At 47.4% G+C, this 15,923-nt stretch carries 15 protein-coding genes; all 15 read left to right on the forward strand.

The window, feature by feature from the left end; translation table 11 throughout:
* Positions 1-126: 126 nt before the first annotated feature.
* The 15 genes from ABWH99_RS22635 to rodA all read left to right on the forward strand — a co-directional run bounded on the left by ABWH99_RS22635 (position 127) and on the right by rodA (position 15,920).
* Positions 127-792 carry a heme exporter protein CcmB gene (locus ABWH99_RS22635; RefSeq protein WP_375584042.1) on the forward strand — a complete coding sequence of 222 codons (666 nt, stop codon included), beginning with the start codon at positions 127-129 and terminating at the stop codon, positions 790-792.
* 238 nt (positions 793-1,030) lie between these two features.
* Positions 1,031-1,705, forward strand: coding sequence for a cytochrome c biogenesis protein CcsA (gene ccsA / locus ABWH99_RS22640; RefSeq protein WP_375584043.1), 675 nt, complete (start codon positions 1,031-1,033; stop codon positions 1,703-1,705).
* Position 1,706: 1 nt separating this feature from the next.
* Positions 1,707-1,949: a CcmD family protein gene (locus ABWH99_RS22645; RefSeq protein WP_375584044.1), complete on the forward strand. Its 243-nt coding sequence runs from the start codon at positions 1,707-1,709 to the stop codon at positions 1,947-1,949.
* 3 nt (positions 1,950-1,952) lie between these two features.
* Positions 1,953-2,369 carry a cytochrome c maturation protein CcmE gene (locus ABWH99_RS22650; RefSeq protein WP_375584045.1) on the forward strand — a complete coding sequence of 139 codons (417 nt, stop codon included), beginning with the start codon at positions 1,953-1,955 and terminating at the stop codon, positions 2,367-2,369.
* 40 nt (positions 2,370-2,409) lie between these two features.
* Entirely contained in the window at positions 2,410-4,938 is a 2,529-nt protein-coding gene (gene ccsA / locus ABWH99_RS22655; RefSeq protein ID WP_375584046.1) for a cytochrome c biogenesis protein CcsA, read from the forward strand.
* 267 nt (positions 4,939-5,205) lie between these two features.
* On the forward strand, positions 5,206-5,982 hold the full coding sequence (locus tag ABWH99_RS22660) for a Rossmann-like and DUF2520 domain-containing protein (protein WP_375584047.1): 777 nt from the start codon (positions 5,206-5,208) through the stop codon (positions 5,980-5,982).
* Positions 5,983-6,081: 99 nt separating this feature from the next.
* Complete coding sequence (locus ABWH99_RS22665) at positions 6,082-6,954, forward strand: geranylgeranylglycerol-phosphate geranylgeranyltransferase (protein ID WP_375584048.1); 873 nt, start codon at positions 6,082-6,084, stop codon at positions 6,952-6,954.
* 29 nt (positions 6,955-6,983) lie between these two features.
* A complete protein-coding gene (locus ABWH99_RS22670) occupies positions 6,984-7,925 on the forward strand; it encodes a glycosylase (protein WP_375584049.1) in 942 nt (313 codons plus the stop codon).
* Between the two features lie 81 nt (positions 7,926-8,006).
* Positions 8,007-8,564, forward strand: coding sequence for a phosphoribosylglycinamide formyltransferase (gene purN, locus ABWH99_RS22675; RefSeq protein WP_375584050.1), 558 nt, complete (start codon positions 8,007-8,009; stop codon positions 8,562-8,564).
* A gap of 132 nt (positions 8,565-8,696) precedes the next feature.
* Positions 8,697-10,223, forward strand: a complete 1,527-nt coding sequence (purH, locus tag ABWH99_RS22680) for a bifunctional phosphoribosylaminoimidazolecarboxamide formyltransferase/IMP cyclohydrolase (RefSeq protein WP_375584051.1) — start codon at positions 8,697-8,699, stop codon at positions 10,221-10,223.
* A gap of 231 nt (positions 10,224-10,454) precedes the next feature.
* Positions 10,455-11,483 carry a rod shape-determining protein gene (locus ABWH99_RS22685; protein WP_092172517.1) on the forward strand — a complete coding sequence of 343 codons (1,029 nt, stop codon included), beginning with the start codon at positions 10,455-10,457 and terminating at the stop codon, positions 11,481-11,483.
* 7 nt (positions 11,484-11,490) lie between these two features.
* On the forward strand, positions 11,491-12,324 hold the full coding sequence (gene mreC, locus ABWH99_RS22690) for a rod shape-determining protein MreC (RefSeq protein ID WP_375584052.1): 834 nt from the start codon (positions 11,491-11,493) through the stop codon (positions 12,322-12,324).
* Positions 12,321-12,842 carry a rod shape-determining protein MreD gene (mreD, locus tag ABWH99_RS22695; RefSeq protein ID WP_375584053.1) on the forward strand — a complete coding sequence of 174 codons (522 nt, stop codon included), beginning with the start codon at positions 12,321-12,323 and terminating at the stop codon, positions 12,840-12,842. Before mreC ends, mreD begins: the two co-directional genes overlap by 4 nt.
* The gene (locus tag ABWH99_RS22700; RefSeq protein ID WP_375584054.1) at positions 12,843-14,645 is read left to right on the forward strand and encodes a penicillin-binding transpeptidase domain-containing protein; all 1,803 of its coding nucleotides are present in this window, start codon (positions 12,843-12,845) and stop codon (positions 14,643-14,645) included.
* Positions 14,646-15,920: a rod shape-determining protein RodA gene (rodA, locus tag ABWH99_RS22705; protein WP_375584055.1), complete on the forward strand. Its 1,275-nt coding sequence runs from the start codon at positions 14,646-14,648 to the stop codon at positions 15,918-15,920.
* Positions 15,921-15,923: the final 3 nt, after the last annotated feature.

Consider the following 15,923-nt stretch of genomic DNA (forward strand, 5'->3'; position numbering starts at 1 on the left):
AGAAATATCTGCGATGTACCTAAGGTACTTTTTTTTCAAAATTTGGGCTAATCCGGGCCGGGTTCAGGGTAAATTATTCGACTATCTGCCCGAAAGAATCTCAGGCTATCCCTATATTTGCAGGGTATGTGGAAGGAAATTGCCCTATTGATAAGAAAAGAGTTGGTCCTGGAATGGCGTCAAAAATACGCCATCAATGGCATCCTCTTGTACGTGGTCAGTGCGATTTTCATCACCTATCTTAGTATGGGAGCAGGAAAAGGGAACCTCGCAGTTCCTGTCTGGAATGCACTGTATTGGATCATTATGCTCTTTTCCTCGGTAAACGCGGTCGCAAAAAGCTTCGTCCAGGAGCACCAGGGCAGGCAATTATACTACTACATGCTTGCTTCTCCGGAATCTATTATCCTCTCCAAAACCATCTACAACACCCTTCTCACCCTGGTGTTGGCCCTGCTCGGCTACCTGGTGTTTGGATTGGTATTTGGCGACCCCGTAGCTGACCGGCCTCTTTTTTTGCTTAACCTGCTTCTGGGCGCCCTGGGATTCTCGGCTTCCCTTACCATGGTATCCGCTATCGCTTCAAAAGCTAGCAATAACGGTACCCTTATGGCTATTTTGAGCTTTCCTGTTTTACTTCCTATTTTGCTGATGGCCATTCAGGTTTCAAAAAATGCCATCGACGGTTTGGACCGGGAAATTAACCTGGACAAAATCCTAACCCTGCTCGCCATCAACGCGATTGTTGCCGCTTCCTCCTACATTCTTTTCCCATACCTTTGGAGAAGTTAGCCTACCTTTCGCCGAAGATACGGGGCAGCTCCCCCGGGTCCTTTGACCGATGAGCAAATAAACCAGACAAATGTGAATAAATCACGTATAAACCTTTAATTTTACCTGCGGTTATACCAGGTAACAATCGCCTTTTTCCGGTATCGATTCCTTTCGAAAATCCCCGTTTTACTCCGGGGTAGTCGTTCCGAAGAGAAGTTATCGGGAAAAGGTAATGGTGCGAAAAAATTGATCTCCTATGAAAACTTATTGGTGGAAAATTCTGGCTATACTCTTACTGGCGTACACCATCGTAGCGGGCCTGCTTATAGAAGTACCCCGACTTCCCATTCTAAACGAAACCATTCGCGCACTTTTTTTTCATGTAACCATGTGGTTCGGTATGCTGCTGATGCTGATCGTTTCGGTGTATTACGGGGTCAAATACCTTCGTACCGGAGATTTGATGTACGATGATCTGGCAGTGGAATTTACAAACACGGCCATACTTTTCGGGGTGGTAGGGATTAGTACCGGTATGATCTGGGCGAAGTTTACCTGGGGGGACTATTGGACCAATGATCCAAAATTAAATGCCTCTGCCATCGGCTTGCTCATGTACTTTGCCTACCTGGTCTTACGCAATTCGTTGACGGACGTATACCAACGGGCGAGAATCAGTGCCGTTTACAGTATTTTCGCGTTTGCCGCTTTTATTCCGCTGATTTTTATCCTGCCCCGTCTGACCGACAGTCTCCACCCTGGAAACGGTGGAAATCCCGGCTTCAATGCGTATGACATGGATAGCAAGCTACGAACGGTATTTTACCCGGCCATTATCGGCTGGACACTATTGGGAACCTGGATCAGCACCCTTCGCGTCCGTTACCGGCGCCTGGAACGAAAATTAGAGGACAATTTGATCAATCAATAACATGAAAAAATACATCGTTGCAATGCTTTTACTGGCAAGCATCAGCCTGAAAGCGCAGGACAAAATAGGCATCACCGAGGAAGATTACAGTAATTCCTCCGTTCAAATGGCAGACGGAATGCGTTCGAATGGAAAAATATATGTTTTAGTGACCATAATTGGAATTGTTTTGGGGGGAATTCTGGTTTATGTCATACAGACCGATCGTAAGATCAGCGGGCTGGAGAAAAGATTTAATAAATAGACCATGAAAAGAGGACATATTATCGGGCTTGGAATCATTGGGCTGGCCATTATCATCATCATTACCTCCATCGGAGATGCCAGTACTTACGAAAGTTTTTCTACGGCCAAAACAATGGCAGTGAACGGCAATACCGAAGCCATCCACGTGGTAGGAGAATTGAAAAAAGACCAGAATGGGGAAGTAGTAGGCATCGAAGTCGGCCAGGACAAAACCTCTTTTACTTTTATCATGGTTGACAATGACGGCACGGAACAGCAAGTGTACTACAACGAGCCGGTTCCGGCGGATTTTATCCGATCCGAACAAGTGGTCGTGATTGGTACCTACAAGAGCGAGGAAATGTTTGTCGCGGATAAAATTCTCATGAAATGCCCTTCAAAATACCAGGAGACGGATGTCAAAACCGCTTCCTCCTGAGAGCGCCGGAATTTCGCACACCTTTAAAATTACGTAACACATGATGAATACCTTTATGGGTAACCTCGGCCATTTCATGGTGATCCTGGCTTTTGTCAGCGCATTGGTTTCGGCTGTATCCTATTATTACTACACTCGTGCGAGCGAGTTGGAAAAAACATCCTGGCGAAATTTTAGCAGAATTACTTTTTATATCCACGGAATTGCATCGGTGGCCATTGCGTTTTCCCTTTTTGAAATCATATACAACCACCGTTTCGAATATTTTTACGCATATTCCCATTCTTCCCGGGGATTGCCGGTGCATTACATGATCTCGAGTTTCTGGGAAGGCCAGGAGGGTGCGTTTATCCTTTGGATTTTCTGGAACGTAGTGCTGGGCCTGGTTGTGATTCATACGAATAGGTTTTGGGAAGGGCCTGTAATGCTGGTGTTTATGCTGGTTCAGGCATTTCTGGTTTCCATGATTCTGGGAGTGGTCATTGGTGACCTGAAAATCGGGAGTTCTCCGTTTATGCTGCTGCGTGACGTGTCCGAAGCGCCCATTTTTCAGATCAATCCCGAGTTCGTTCCCGAAGACGGTACGGGACTAAATCCGCTGTTGCAAAACATCTGGATGGTTATCCACCCTCCAACGCTCTTCCTAGGGTATGCTTCTACCCTAATCCCCTTTGCCTTCCTCATGGCCGGCCTCGGGTTAAAAAAATACTCCGAGTGGATCCGTCCTGCCCTACCCTGGGCCATATTCTCTGCGATGATTCTGGGAATGGGGATCATTATGGGTGCCTACTGGGCCTATGTCACACTTAATTTCGGTGGCTACTGGAACTGGGATCCTGTCGAGAATGCGGTGTACGTGCCCTGGCTTATCATGGTCGCGGCCATCCACACCATGATCACCTTCAAAAAGAGTTCGACTGCATTAAAGACCTCAATGGTGCTGGTGATCAGCTCGTTTATTCTGGTATTGTACGCCACGTTTTTGGTCCGCAGCGGGGTGCTGGGCGACTCTTCGGTGCATTCCTTTACTGATTTGGGACTCTCCGGGCAACTATTGATATACATGCTCTTCTTTTTAGCGGTAGCGATGTTTCTTGCAATCAGGGAGTGGAAAAACATTCCTACTTCAGAGAAAGAGGCCTCTGTCTACTCCCGGGAGTTTTGGATATTTATTGGTGCTACCACCTTGGGATTGATGGCATTTCAGGTGATCGTACCAACGTCCATACCTGTTTACAACGCCCTGGTCGAAAGCTTTGGCGGGCTTTCCAATCTGGCTCCACCAGCAGATCAAATTGGTTTTTACACCAAATTTCAACTCTGGTTTGCGGTGGCATTGGCCCTACTCACCGGTATCGGGCAGTTTTTTTGGTGGAATAAAATGGATAAGCAGGATTTGAAAAATGCCCTGGTCATGCCGTACATCGTCTCCATGGTCCTTGCCGCCCTGATCGTCACCATTGGAAAAGTATACGATATCACCTATATCGTCATCGTTTTGGCAGGAGCCTTTACCATCGTAGCCAACAGCACCATTTTAATCAAACTTGTGAGAAAGAAAACGTTCAAACTATCTGGCGGCTCCCTTGCCCACATTGGACTGGGCATGGTGTTGATTGGAGTGATGTTTTCTTCCGGCTACTCGGATACCATTTCCATCAACATGTCCGGATTGACCTATAAAAAGGACTGGGAGGATGAGTTGAACAAAGAAAATGTTCTGCTCTGGATCAACAAGCCTCTTCAGATGAAAGAATACGAAGTCATCTACCGAGGCCGGTACAAGAAAGTAGTAGGCATCCCCGGCTACGTGAAAGCAGATGCCCTCGAAGCCACCGGTGAGATCAACCAATCGGTGGCGCTCAGGGACATTCGGGTAAATAATCAACTGTATCACCAAAAAGGAGACACCGTGACTTTGGTGCTTCAGGAAAACTCTTATTTTAAGGTAGAGTACTACCAGGACGACGAACTGAAGTTCACCTTATTCCCCATGTCCCAGCCGAATCCCACCATGGGCCTGATTTCCTCGCCGGACTCGAAAAGATACCTTACACGGGACCTCTACACCCACGTATCCGCAATTAACGACTACGAAGAACCAGAATGGAAGGAAGGCGACCTGGTCAAAGCCGCGCCAGGCGAGCAGTTTTTTATCAACGATTTTGTCACCCGCTTTGAAGGAGCAGAAGTGGTGAATGAGCTGGACGGCTTGCCTTTGGAAGAAGGGGACGTAGCAGTAAAGGCCAATCTTACCATACTGGATTACGACGTGGAGAAAAAATTGGCGCCCGTATTCCTGATTCGTGGAAATCAGGTGGGAAAAATTCCTGATATCGACAACGATCTCGGCATTCGGGTAGAGGTGGAAAACATCGTGCCAGAAGAAAACAAATTTGTTTTTAAGGTAGATACCTACCAAAAGGATTACGTTGTCATGAAGGCAGCAGTCAAGCCAATGATCAATGTGCTGTGGTTGGGTACCATCGTGATGCTTATTGGATTCTCAGTTGCCATTTTCCGCCGGTTCGACGAATTTCAGAAAATGAAAAAGAAGGGGATGGAATAGACGTCCTATTGCATTTCTTTTGAGATTATTCATGCCCCCAATGCATTTTGGGGGTTATTTTTTTATGTTTGCGGGTAGGCAATCGCCCCCGCCTGGCACAGTGCGGTATGGGGATAGCGACATAGGGACGGCTGCCGCAATAGTACAGGGGAAGCCTGGGAGATTCCACAGGCTTGAGTGTAGCCAGTGTTGGTTGTTGCAAGATGCCCATGAAAACAGAAAATTGACACGATACCATGGGGCTTTTGAAAAGCAAATTATGAACCGATGAAATACAAGATTGCAATGATCGGTACCGGCAACGTCGCCTACCACCTCTCTGCTGCTCTGGAAAACGCCGGGCACATCCTTACCGAGGTCTACGGGAGAAACCTTGGAGCCGCCGAGCAACTCGCCTCCAGGCTTTACGGCACCGAGGCTTGCGACAGTCTGGATTTTACGGAAAGCGATGCAAGCCTTTACATTCTCGCGGTAAGCGATACGGCGGTTGCCTCCATCGCCGAAGCCGTACTACTTCCAGAGGGGAGTACCCTGTTACATACCAGCGGAACGCTTCCGCTGGATATTTTGGGCTACAGTTCGGCGGATCACACCGGCATCCTGTACCCTTTGCAGAGTTTGAGTAAGGGAAGAGAAATTGATTTTGAGGAGGTGCCGTTTTTGCTGGAAGGCGATGGGACAAAAACCCTAAAAATGCTGAAAGACGTCTGCAAAAGCCTTTCTTCTCCCTACTACGAGGTGGCCTCTGCCAAGCGTCGGTCCATCCACGTCGCCGCCGTTTTTGCTTCAAATTTTACCAATCACATGTTGCTATTGGCAGAATCGCTGATAAAGAACCAGGGACTGAGTTTTGACATGCTGAAACCTCTGGTGGTGGAACAAATCAACAAGAGTCTTCAGATGGGCGCAAAGGCAGCTCAAACCGGGCCTGCCGTACGGGGCGATTTTGACACCCTGGAAAACCACCTTCAGTACCTGTCTCCCAACGAAAAAGTAGCCGAAATCTACCAGCTGATCTCGCAGAACATCATTGATAGCCACTGAATTCCCATCACAGGCAGTCATTTTTTAAAACTGCAAATGAAATGGATTTTTTCCAGGGAAATAGTGTCCTCGTTGGTCCTTTTGTCGTTATTTTGTACCATGAAGAAAATGAAGGCATCGCCAGTCTTTACGTTTAGTGCCTTTGTGAAGATTATTCGCCCGGGAAACCTGCTAATGGTGGCGTTTGCCCAGGTCATGACCGCCTTTTTTCTGATTGAAACCACCGCGTCGGGGCTACCCGTCCTTTTGGACTATCACCTCTACTTATTGGTCGCCTCCACGGTTATTTTAACCGCCTCCGGCTACATGATCAACGACTACTACGATGTGAAAATCGATTATGTAAACCGTCCCAAAGCGGTGGTCATCGGGAAAGGGATGAAGCGGAGAATGGTCATGATTCTCCACAGCCTGATGAACCTCGCGGGAATTTTACTAGGCGTGCTGGTACATCCAAGAATTGGCGCCATTACCTTTATCGCCGCTTTTTTGCTTTGGCTGTACAGCAATTCACTCAAGCGTCTTCCCTTTATCGGCAACCTGACCGTTGCTTCGCTCACAGGCCTGGCCATTTGGATTGTAGGCCTGTACTACCAAAAATCGGAGCTGCTGATCCTTACCTATGCCCTCTTCGCCTTTTTTATCAATCTAATCCGCGAAATCCTGAAAGATATCGAAGACCGAAACGGGGACCGAAAACACGGCTGCCGGACGCTCCCCATCGTGTTGGGTTTCCGAAAAACGAAACAGGTTATCTTTGTTATTGCTTTCTTGTTCGTAGCAGCCATACTCGTCGTGACCTTTCGGCTCAACGAACCTCTGCTATTCTTTTATTTTGGGATGCTGAGCCTGTTTTTCTTTCTGTTTATGTTTAAAATCTACCAGGCAGACCGCCGGTCTCACTTTACAGAATTGAGTAGGTTTTCAAAAATTTTGATGCTAACCGGTATTCTCAGCATGAGCTTTCTTTAGTTTTTTGGCACATTACCGTATATTGAGGGATGAAACAAGTACGGATACCATTAGCATTGCTGATTATTTGGTCGTTTTCTTTTGCCTGCCGCTCTGAATCTGGCGGCACCTCGGATACCGATCGTGCAGACAACAAACCATTCCCCAAAGAAATCATCTCTTTTTCTCCACTGGAGGAAAACCCTGTATTCCGAGGTACGGGAGAAGATACCTGGGACCGAAAGATACGGGAAAGGGGGTTTATCCTAAAGGAAGCGGACGGATATCACCTTTGGTACACAGGCTTTGACGGATACGATCCGGGTACCTTCCTCAAACTGGGCTATGCCTTTTCGGAAGATGGTTTTCATTGGGAGCGATCCGATGCCAACCCCGTTTTCGAAGAAAGCTGGGTGGAAGACATGATGGTCTGGAAGGAGGGAGAAACGTATTATATGTTTGCCGAGGGAAAGAATGACATAGCGAAAATGCTGACTTCTACCGATAAAATCCACTGGGAAAATCAGGGCAGCCTGGATATCCGAAAAACCGATGGGAGCCCCTTGAGCGAAGGTCCCTATGGGACGCCCAGCGTTTGGGTAGAAGATGGCATTTGGTACCTGTTTTACGAACGAAACGACCAAGGCATTTGGCTGGCCACTTCCACCGATCGCGAGGTCTGGACGAACGTTCAGGACGATCCGGTAATCCGCATGGGACCCGAGACCTACGATCAGTATGGATTGGCAGTAAACCAGATTATTAAATACCAGGATTACTACTATGCCTATTACCACGGCACCTCCCTGGAAGACTGGAGTGACTGGACCATGAATGTCGCCGTTTCCAGCGATCTGATTCATTGGACCAAGTACGAACAAAACCCCATCACGAGAGACAATAAATCCAGCGGTATTTTGGTCCATGATGGCGAGCGATTTCGGTTTTATACCATGCACCCCGAGGTGGTGGTACATTTCCCATCGGAGTGATCGCCCGTTTTTTCCTGAATATCCGAAACGTCTTTCGATTTCCTTTGTATTTTTGTAGCCCAACCAAAACTGCTGCTCGCCTTGAAAAACATCGCCATTCTTGCCTCTGGAAGTGGGACCAATGCCCAAAAAATCATGGAGTATTTCCAACAATCCCCCAAGGCAAGGATCGTCCTGCTCGCTTCCAATAAAAAAGATGCCTACGCATTGGAACGAGCGAAATTGTTTGACGTACCTACCGCTGTATTTTCAAAAAAAGAAATGGAGAATGGAGGGCTGCTAGAACTATTACGCCTCCGACAAGTGGACTTGCTGGTCCTCGCCGGATTTTTGCTCAAAATACCCCGGGAACTGATCCGTGAATTCCGGGGGGAAATCGTCAACATCCATCCCGCGCTGCTTCCCGGGTATGGCGGTAAAGGGATGTATGGGATGAATGTTCATCGAGCAGTGAAGGAAGCGGGAGAGCACGAAACCGGAATCACCATTCATCTGGTGAATGAGAATTACGACGAAGGGAAAATCGTTTTTCAGGCGGCCGTTCCAATTGCTGAAGGGGACAGTCCGGAGCAAATTGCCGAAAAAGTCCACGAACTCGAACACAAATACTACCCAAATGTGATCGAAAGCCTGATTTAATGCCCTGATTTTCCTAACTTTGCCCTCTCAATCGAATCGAACACCTTTTCTTACCGATGAATTTTCCGAATTATTGCAGGTAAAACGATGGATCTATTGCAGGTTTCGGAAAAGAAAAAATTACACATACCAATGGCTGAAAAAAAAATACAATCTGCACTGCTATCTGTTTTTTATAAAGATAACCTTGAGCCCATTATTGCCCTGCTCAAAGAGCAAGGTGTGAAAATTTACTCTACCGGAGGTACGCAAAAATTTATAGAAGCGCAGGGGGCCGAAGTTATCCCTGTAGAAGAGCTAACCGGCTATCCCTCAATTTTTGGAGGGAGGGTAAAAACCCTTCACCCGAAAGTTTTTGGAGGAATCCTACACCGAAGGGGAAACGAAGAAGATGTGGAACAAGCTGCAGCATACGCCATTCCACCGATTGACTTGGTCATCGTGGATTTGTACCCGTTTGAAGAAACGGTAGCATCGGGCGCCTCGGAAGAGGCAACCATTGAAAAAATCGACATCGGCGGAATTGCCTTGATCCGGGCGGCAGCAAAGAATTTTCAGGACGTAACCATCATCGCCTCCCGGGATCAGTATGGAGAATTGGAAGAGAGACTCCGTTCCCAGAATTGCAGCCTTTCGGTACAAGATCGCCGCTATTTTGCAGCCCGGGCTTTTCAGGTCTCCTCCCATTACGATACCCAGATTTTTAACTATTTCAACCGAGAGGAAAAAATCCCTTCGTTGAAAATCAGTGAAAACAAGGCAAAGCAACTTCGTTACGGAGAAAATCCCCACCAAAGTGCTCATTTTTTCGGCGATTTGGGTGATTTATTCGACCAATTAAATGGCAAGGAGTTATCCTACAACAATCTGGTGGATGTGGATGCGGCTGTAGCGCTGATTGAAGAATTCCCGGATGAAATTGCATTTGCCATTCTCAAGCATACGAACGCCTGCGGGGTAGCATTGGGGAAATCGGTAAAGGAAGCATACGAGAAGGCCTTTGCAGCGGACACCGTTTCTGCTTTTGGAGGAGTACTGATTACGAATCAGACCGTTGATCTTCCGGCAGCCGAGGCAATGCACGGGCTGTTTTTTGAGGTGTTGATAGCGCCGGAGTTTGACGATGCAGCTCTCAAACTTTTGAAGGGAAAGAAAAACCGCATTCTGCTCAAGCAGAAAATCAATCTTACCGGTACCCATCAGGTCAAAACGCTTTTGAATGGCTTTGTGCAGCAGGACAAGGACCTTAAAACGGAGAGCAGGGCTGATTTTGAGGTAGCCACAAAAAAAGTTCCGACGGCCGATGAAATGGATGCCCTGGTATTTTCATTAAAAATTTGCAAACATACCAAATCCAATACCATCGTACTGAGCAATAAAGATCAATTGTTCTCCAGTGGAGTGGGCCAAACCAGCCGTGTAGACGCCCTGAAACAAGCCATCGAAAAGGCACGGGAATTTGGGTTCGATCTTAACGGGGCGGTGATGGCCTCCGATGCTTTCTTTCCTTTTCCGGATTGCGTGGAAATAGCCGATCAAGCCGGCATTCGTGCAGTGGTACAACCCGGAGGCTCCATTAAAGACAAAGAGAGCATTGATTACTGCGATGCGCACGGCATGAGCATGGTGATGACAGGAATCCGTCACTTCAAGCATTGAGGTACCCGTTCATGCAATAGCGAGCTGCGATCCAAGCCGGAGAAAAATCCGGGCAGGGAGTAATCCTTCCCGGATTTTTCTGATTTCGACGGAACAAACCCAAATATAGAGGAATGCTTAACGGAATAAATCCGAAATAAGGTACTATTTTTGTGGGCTCCCGTTCTTTTAAAGGGCTGAAATATGCTAACTTTAAAGAACCAATAATCATTTAATTTAGAAAGGACCAAGATGGGATTATTTGACTTTTTTTCCAGTGACATTGCCATTGATTTGGGCACAGCCAATACACTGATCATTCATAAAGAGAAAATCGTGGTGGACGAGCCCTCGATTATTGCGATCGACAAGACCAATAACAAAGTACTTGCGGTAGGTCGGGAGGCCATGAACATGCACGAAAAAACGCACGAAAATATCAAAACCATCCGTCCGCTGAAAGATGGAGTAATCGCCGATTTTTACGCAGCCGAACAGATGATCCGGGGCCTTATTAAGATGATTCCGGGCCACAACAAGGGCATGTTTCCCCAATCGCATCGAATGGTGATCTGTATCCCATCCGGTATTACCGAAGTAGAAAAAAGAGCCGTAAGGGACTCGGCCGAACATGCAGGAGGAAAAGAAGTCTACATGATTTACGAACCCATTGCAGCTGCGATTGGAATCGGAATAGACATCGAAAAACCAATGGGGTCCATGATCGTAGACATCGGAGGAGGCACCACCGAAATTGCCTTAATTGCCTTGTCAGGCATCGTAGCCGATCAATCCATCCGGGTGGCAGGGGATACGTTTACCAAAGACATTCTGGACTACATGCGGAGGCAACACAACCTGCTGATTGGAGAACGGTCGGCAGAAAAGGTCAAGATTGCCATTGGTTCTGCCCTCACAGAATTGGACGATGCACCGGAGGATTACGAAATCCGAGGCAGGGATTTGATGACCGGTATTCCCAAAGTCATCAAAGTTTCGTATTCTGAAATCGCCTTTGCCCTGGACAAATCGGTTTCGAAAATTGAGGAAGCGGTTTTGAAGGCGTTGGAGATTGCCCCTCCGGAACTCTCAGCGGACATTTACGACAACGGCATTCACCTGACAGGAGGAGGCGCGTTGCTAAAAGGGCTGGACCGCCGATTGCATCAAAAAACCAAATTGCCTATACACATTGCCGAAGATCCACTGCGCGCGGTGGTTCGAGGCACCGGAAATGCGCTGAAAAATATCAATAATTTTAGAACCGTACTCATGACGTAAAAGCAGAATGCAACAAATCATATTATTTTTATACCGACTGAGGGCACTTATTCTTTTTCTAGTCCTGGAGATGTTGGCCGTAGGGATCGTATTCACACATAATTCACCACAGGGAGCCGTTTTTTTCAATAGCAGCAATAAGTTGACCGGAAACCTACTGGCGGTAAAAACCAACTTTATGTCTTATTTTTCGCTCTATACCGTCAATCAATCTTTGGCAGAAAAAAATGCTTCGCTGCTCAACCGCCTGCATCAACTAACCCCGGTTCGGGATTCGGTAGCTTTTAGTCTGGACAGTACCCTGGCGAATTCCTTTGAATTCTGGTCGGCCAGGGTGATCAATAACTCCATTCACCTTAGCCAAAATTACCTAACCTTGAATAAGGGAACCGTCGATGGAGTCAAGGAGGGGATGGGGGTATTTAACGAGCAAGGGGTCATTGGGCGAGTGAAGGGAACAAGTACACATTTTTCTTCCGTTATTTCGGTTCTACATACCGACCTGCTAATCTCTTCCAAAATCAAGGCGACCGAGGTCATCGGATCCACTAAGTGGGACGGCCTGAAATCGGATGAAGCCAAATTGCTATACGTGCCAAGGCATGTCGAAGTCGTTCCCGGACAGGAAATTGTGACCTCGGGATACAATGCCGTTTTTCCGGAAGGAATATCCATAGGAAAAGTAAAGGAGGTTAAGCCTGGGGTTGAGGGAAATTATCTGGATATAACCTTACGTTTAAGTGCCGATTACAGCCGGTTAAATTATGTCTATTTGGTGGAAAATGATCTTCGGGAGGAATTGGATAGTTTGGAGATAGAAAACAGGACCCCAGGACCATGAGCTCAGGTGCACTTTTAAAATACAGCGGTAGCTTTATCGTTTACTTCCTGATCCAGGTTTTTATACTTAAGGATTTGGTTTTGTTTGGCTATGCCTTTTGTTTTCTTTATGTATTTTTCATACTCAGTCTTCCCCACGAATTACCGACCATACCACTCATGCTGATTGGCTTTTTTATGGGACTGCTGATTGATCTGTTTTACGACAGCCTTGGCATGCACGCTGCCAGCGGCGTTCTCCTGGGCTTTATCCGGAACTCCTGGATCAAAGTAAACACCCCCACCGGAGGCTACGATGACAATGTCCCACCCACCTTGCTAAACATGGGATTCGGTTGGTTTTTGTTTTATTGCCTGCCTTTGCTGCTGGTTCATCACGGATTGTTTTTTTATATCGACAGTTTAGGAACAGAAGTATACCTGCCGCTCGTTATACGGGTAGTGAGTAGCACTGCATTCACGTTTATTCTTGGAAGCATCGTGCAAGCAATATTTTATAGAAAAGAAAGGGTGATTTAAATGTATACAGGTAGGTCGTTGGTGGTCGCTGTCAGCATTGGCTTGATAGCATTTGTGTTGTTGGGAAAGCTATTCTTAATTCAGGTTACGGATGACAGTTACCTGAGGAAGGCGGAAAAAAACGCCATCCAACGGGTGGTGGATCATCCCTACCGGGGATTGGTTTACGACCGGAACAATTCGCTGCTGGTTTTCAACGACCCGGTTTTTGACCTGATGGTAATCCCCAGGGAGTTTCACCTGGAAGATACGGCCAGGTTTTGTGAGCTTTTCGGTGTGGAAAAAGACCTGTTGGTCACCAATTTCAACGCGGCAAGAAGCTATTCCTGGGTAAAACCCTCTCCACTGATCAAGCAAATCTCCAAGGAGGAATTTGCCGGAATTCAAGATTTTCTAATCGATTACAAGGGGCTTTTTGTCATGACGCGGTCCGTCCGCTCCTACCCTCAATCGGCCGCCTCCGGTGCACTTGGGTACATCGGAGAGATCAATGCTTCGCAACTGAGTCGTGATAGTTCGGGGTATTATTCTCAGGGGGACTACGTGGGCCTAAGCGGTATCGAATCCTACTACGAGCCCGAGTTACGGGGAAAGAAAGGGGCTAAATACAAGCTGGTAAACGTGCGGGGAATCGAGAAGGGCGCCTTTAAAAACGGGGATCTGGATACGCTCTCCCTTCCGGGAGAAAACCTACAATCCACTCTGGACCTGGACCTACAGGTCTATGGGGAAAAGCTGATGGAAGGAAAACGCGGATCCATAGTGGCGATTGAGCCGAATTCGGGGGAAATCCTGACCATGATCTCGGCCCCCGTGTACGATCCCAACATCCTCACCGGGGCAAAGTTTGGGCAGAACTACCAATCCCTCAGCCTGGATCCAGAAAAGCCCCTCTTTAATCGGCCTATCATGGCCATGTACCCCCCGGGATCAATATTTAAAATTGTTCAATCATTGATTGGCTTGCAGGAAGGCATTCTTACACCCAACACAACCTTCGCCTGCAACAAGGCCCTGGTAAATTGCCACGACCATGCCAGCCCCGTTAACCTTTTTGGCGCCATACGTAACTCCTGCAATCCCTATTACCACCAGGCCTTCCGCCAGATCATCAACCGGGAAGTTAGCTCGAACACCTACAAAGACACCCAAATTGGTCTGGATCAATGGCGGGAATCCGTTCGGAAATTTGGGTTAGGTGACCGGCTGGGCATCGATATCCATGGAGAAAAAGGAGGCTCCGTCCCCTCCAGCCAGCTGTATGACCGCATTTACGGAGAAGGGCGATGGAAGTATTCCACCATTTACTCGCTTTCCATTGGTCAGGGGGAAATACTGGTTACCCCCCTACAAATGGCCAATCTCGCCGCAATTTTTGCTAATAAGGGGTATTATTACACCCCCCATTTGATAAAATCCATCGGTGGCGATCCTTCGCGTATTCCTGAAAAATTCAAAACCAAGCTGTATACGGGAATCGATTCGGTGCATTTCGATTTGATTCAGGATGCCATGGAGGCAGCCTTGTCGGGGACTGCTTCCCGGGCCATCATGAAAGACCTCGCCATTGCCGGTAAGACGGGAACGGCGCAAAACCCGGCAGGAGAAGACCACTCGGTCTTTATCGCCTTTGCGCCCAAAGAAGATCCAAAAATAGCCATCGCGGTGTACGTAGAAAATGCGGGGTGGGGTGGCCGGGCTGCCGCCAGTACGGCCAGCCTGTTGATTGAAAAATACCTGACCGGTGAGATTCGCCGGCCCCAGCTGGAAGAATACGTTTTGGCCGGAGATTTTATTTATTAATTGAGACAGAAAGACACATATTTCCACAGGATCGATTGGGTAACCATCGGATTGTATTTTGCACTGGTTCTACTGGGCTGGCTGAATATCTATGCGGCCGTCTACGATGAGCAAAATGCAACATCCATCTTTGACTTTTCCATCAATTCGGGGAAACAGCTGGTATGGATTGGAACGGCGATTCTGCTGATCGTTTTGATCATGGTTGCAGATTACCGGCTTTTTCAAAACCTGAGTTTGGTACTGTACCTTTTTTTTGTAATCATCTTGTTCCTAACTCCTTTTATCGGAAAGGAGATCAACGGACAACGAGCCTGGTTTGAGTTGGGTGCATTCCGCCTTCAACCCGCCGAATTTGCAAAATTTGCTACTGCATTGGCACTGGCAAAACTCATGGAAAATCCCACTTTCGACCTGAGCAAACTGAGTTATCAACTGAAGGCAGTAGGTATCGTGATGCTTCCTGTTTCGTTTATCATGCTTCAGCCGGATACCGGTACGGCCATGGTCTACAGTGCTTTTTTTATCATGCTATACAGAGAGGGGATGCCCCAGAAGTACTACGTATTTTCCCTAAGCCTGATTGCGCTTTCCGTTCTTACGCTCGCCGTGGCAAATACCTGGTACCTGTTTTCAGGATTGGGTGTGCTGATTGTTTTATTGGTAGTGGCCAGTAAAAAAACATGGAAAAACTTACTGGGAATATTCTTTCTCGGACTGATCATGGTGGGCTATTCCTATAGCCTGGACAAGGTGGTAGAAAAACTACCCCCACACCAGCAAAACCGGATCATGGTCCTTTTTGATCCGGACGTAGACCCACTGGGCGTAGGCTGGAACGTCACCCAGTCCAAAATTGCAATTGGCTCGGGAGGCCTTCTGGGGAAAGGCTATCTGGAAGGCACCCAGACCAAATTCGACTTTGTACCGGAACAACACACCGACTTTATCTTTTGTACGCTGGGAGAGGAGTTTGGATGGATCGGGAGCCTGGTGATGATTGCCCTATTTGTCACCTTGTTGCTCAGGCTGATTTTCCTCGCCGAGCGACAAAAAACACGCTTTTCCCGAATTTACGGCTACTGCGTGGTGAGCCTGCTTTTTTTTCATTTTGCCATTAACATTGCCATGACCATCGGCTTGTTTCCGGTAGTTGGCATTCCCTTGCCATTTTTCAGTTATGGCGGTTCGTCCCTCTGGTCGTTTACCTTGCTTTTATTTATTTTCGTCAAACTGGACTCGCACCGCATCCAAATTTTGGGAAGGAGCTATTAACGC

Source organism: Cyclobacterium xiamenense (assembly GCF_042140265.1).
GTDB classification, from domain to species: domain Bacteria; phylum Bacteroidota; class Bacteroidia; order Cytophagales; family Cyclobacteriaceae; genus Cyclobacterium; species Cyclobacterium xiamenense_A.

Coding starts and splice junctions, on each gene's coding strand:
- ABWH99_RS22635 (WP_375584042.1), top strand. CDS start 127: ATGTGGAAGGAAATTGCCCTATTGATAAGAAAAGAGTTGGTCCTGGAA.
- mreD (WP_375584053.1), top strand. CDS start 12,321: ATGAGCTCAGGTGCACTTTTAAAATACAGCGGTAGCTTTATCGTTTAC.
- ABWH99_RS22645 (WP_375584044.1), top strand. CDS start 1,707: ATGAAAAAATACATCGTTGCAATGCTTTTACTGGCAAGCATCAGCCTG.
- ccsA (WP_375584046.1), top strand. CDS start 2,410: ATGATGAATACCTTTATGGGTAACCTCGGCCATTTCATGGTGATCCTG.
- ABWH99_RS22660 (WP_375584047.1), top strand. CDS start 5,206: ATGAAATACAAGATTGCAATGATCGGTACCGGCAACGTCGCCTACCAC.
- ABWH99_RS22665 (WP_375584048.1), top strand. CDS start 6,082: ATGAAGAAAATGAAGGCATCGCCAGTCTTTACGTTTAGTGCCTTTGTG.
- ccsA (WP_375584043.1), top strand. CDS start 1,031: ATGAAAACTTATTGGTGGAAAATTCTGGCTATACTCTTACTGGCGTAC.
- ABWH99_RS22670 (WP_375584049.1), top strand. CDS start 6,984: ATGAAACAAGTACGGATACCATTAGCATTGCTGATTATTTGGTCGTTT.
- ABWH99_RS22650 (WP_375584045.1), top strand. CDS start 1,953: ATGAAAAGAGGACATATTATCGGGCTTGGAATCATTGGGCTGGCCATT.
- mreC (WP_375584052.1), top strand. CDS start 11,491: ATGCAACAAATCATATTATTTTTATACCGACTGAGGGCACTTATTCTT.
- purH (WP_375584051.1), top strand. CDS start 8,697: ATGGCTGAAAAAAAAATACAATCTGCACTGCTATCTGTTTTTTATAAA.
- ABWH99_RS22685 (WP_092172517.1), top strand. CDS start 10,455: ATGGGATTATTTGACTTTTTTTCCAGTGACATTGCCATTGATTTGGGC.
- ABWH99_RS22700 (WP_375584054.1), top strand. CDS start 12,843: ATGTATACAGGTAGGTCGTTGGTGGTCGCTGTCAGCATTGGCTTGATA.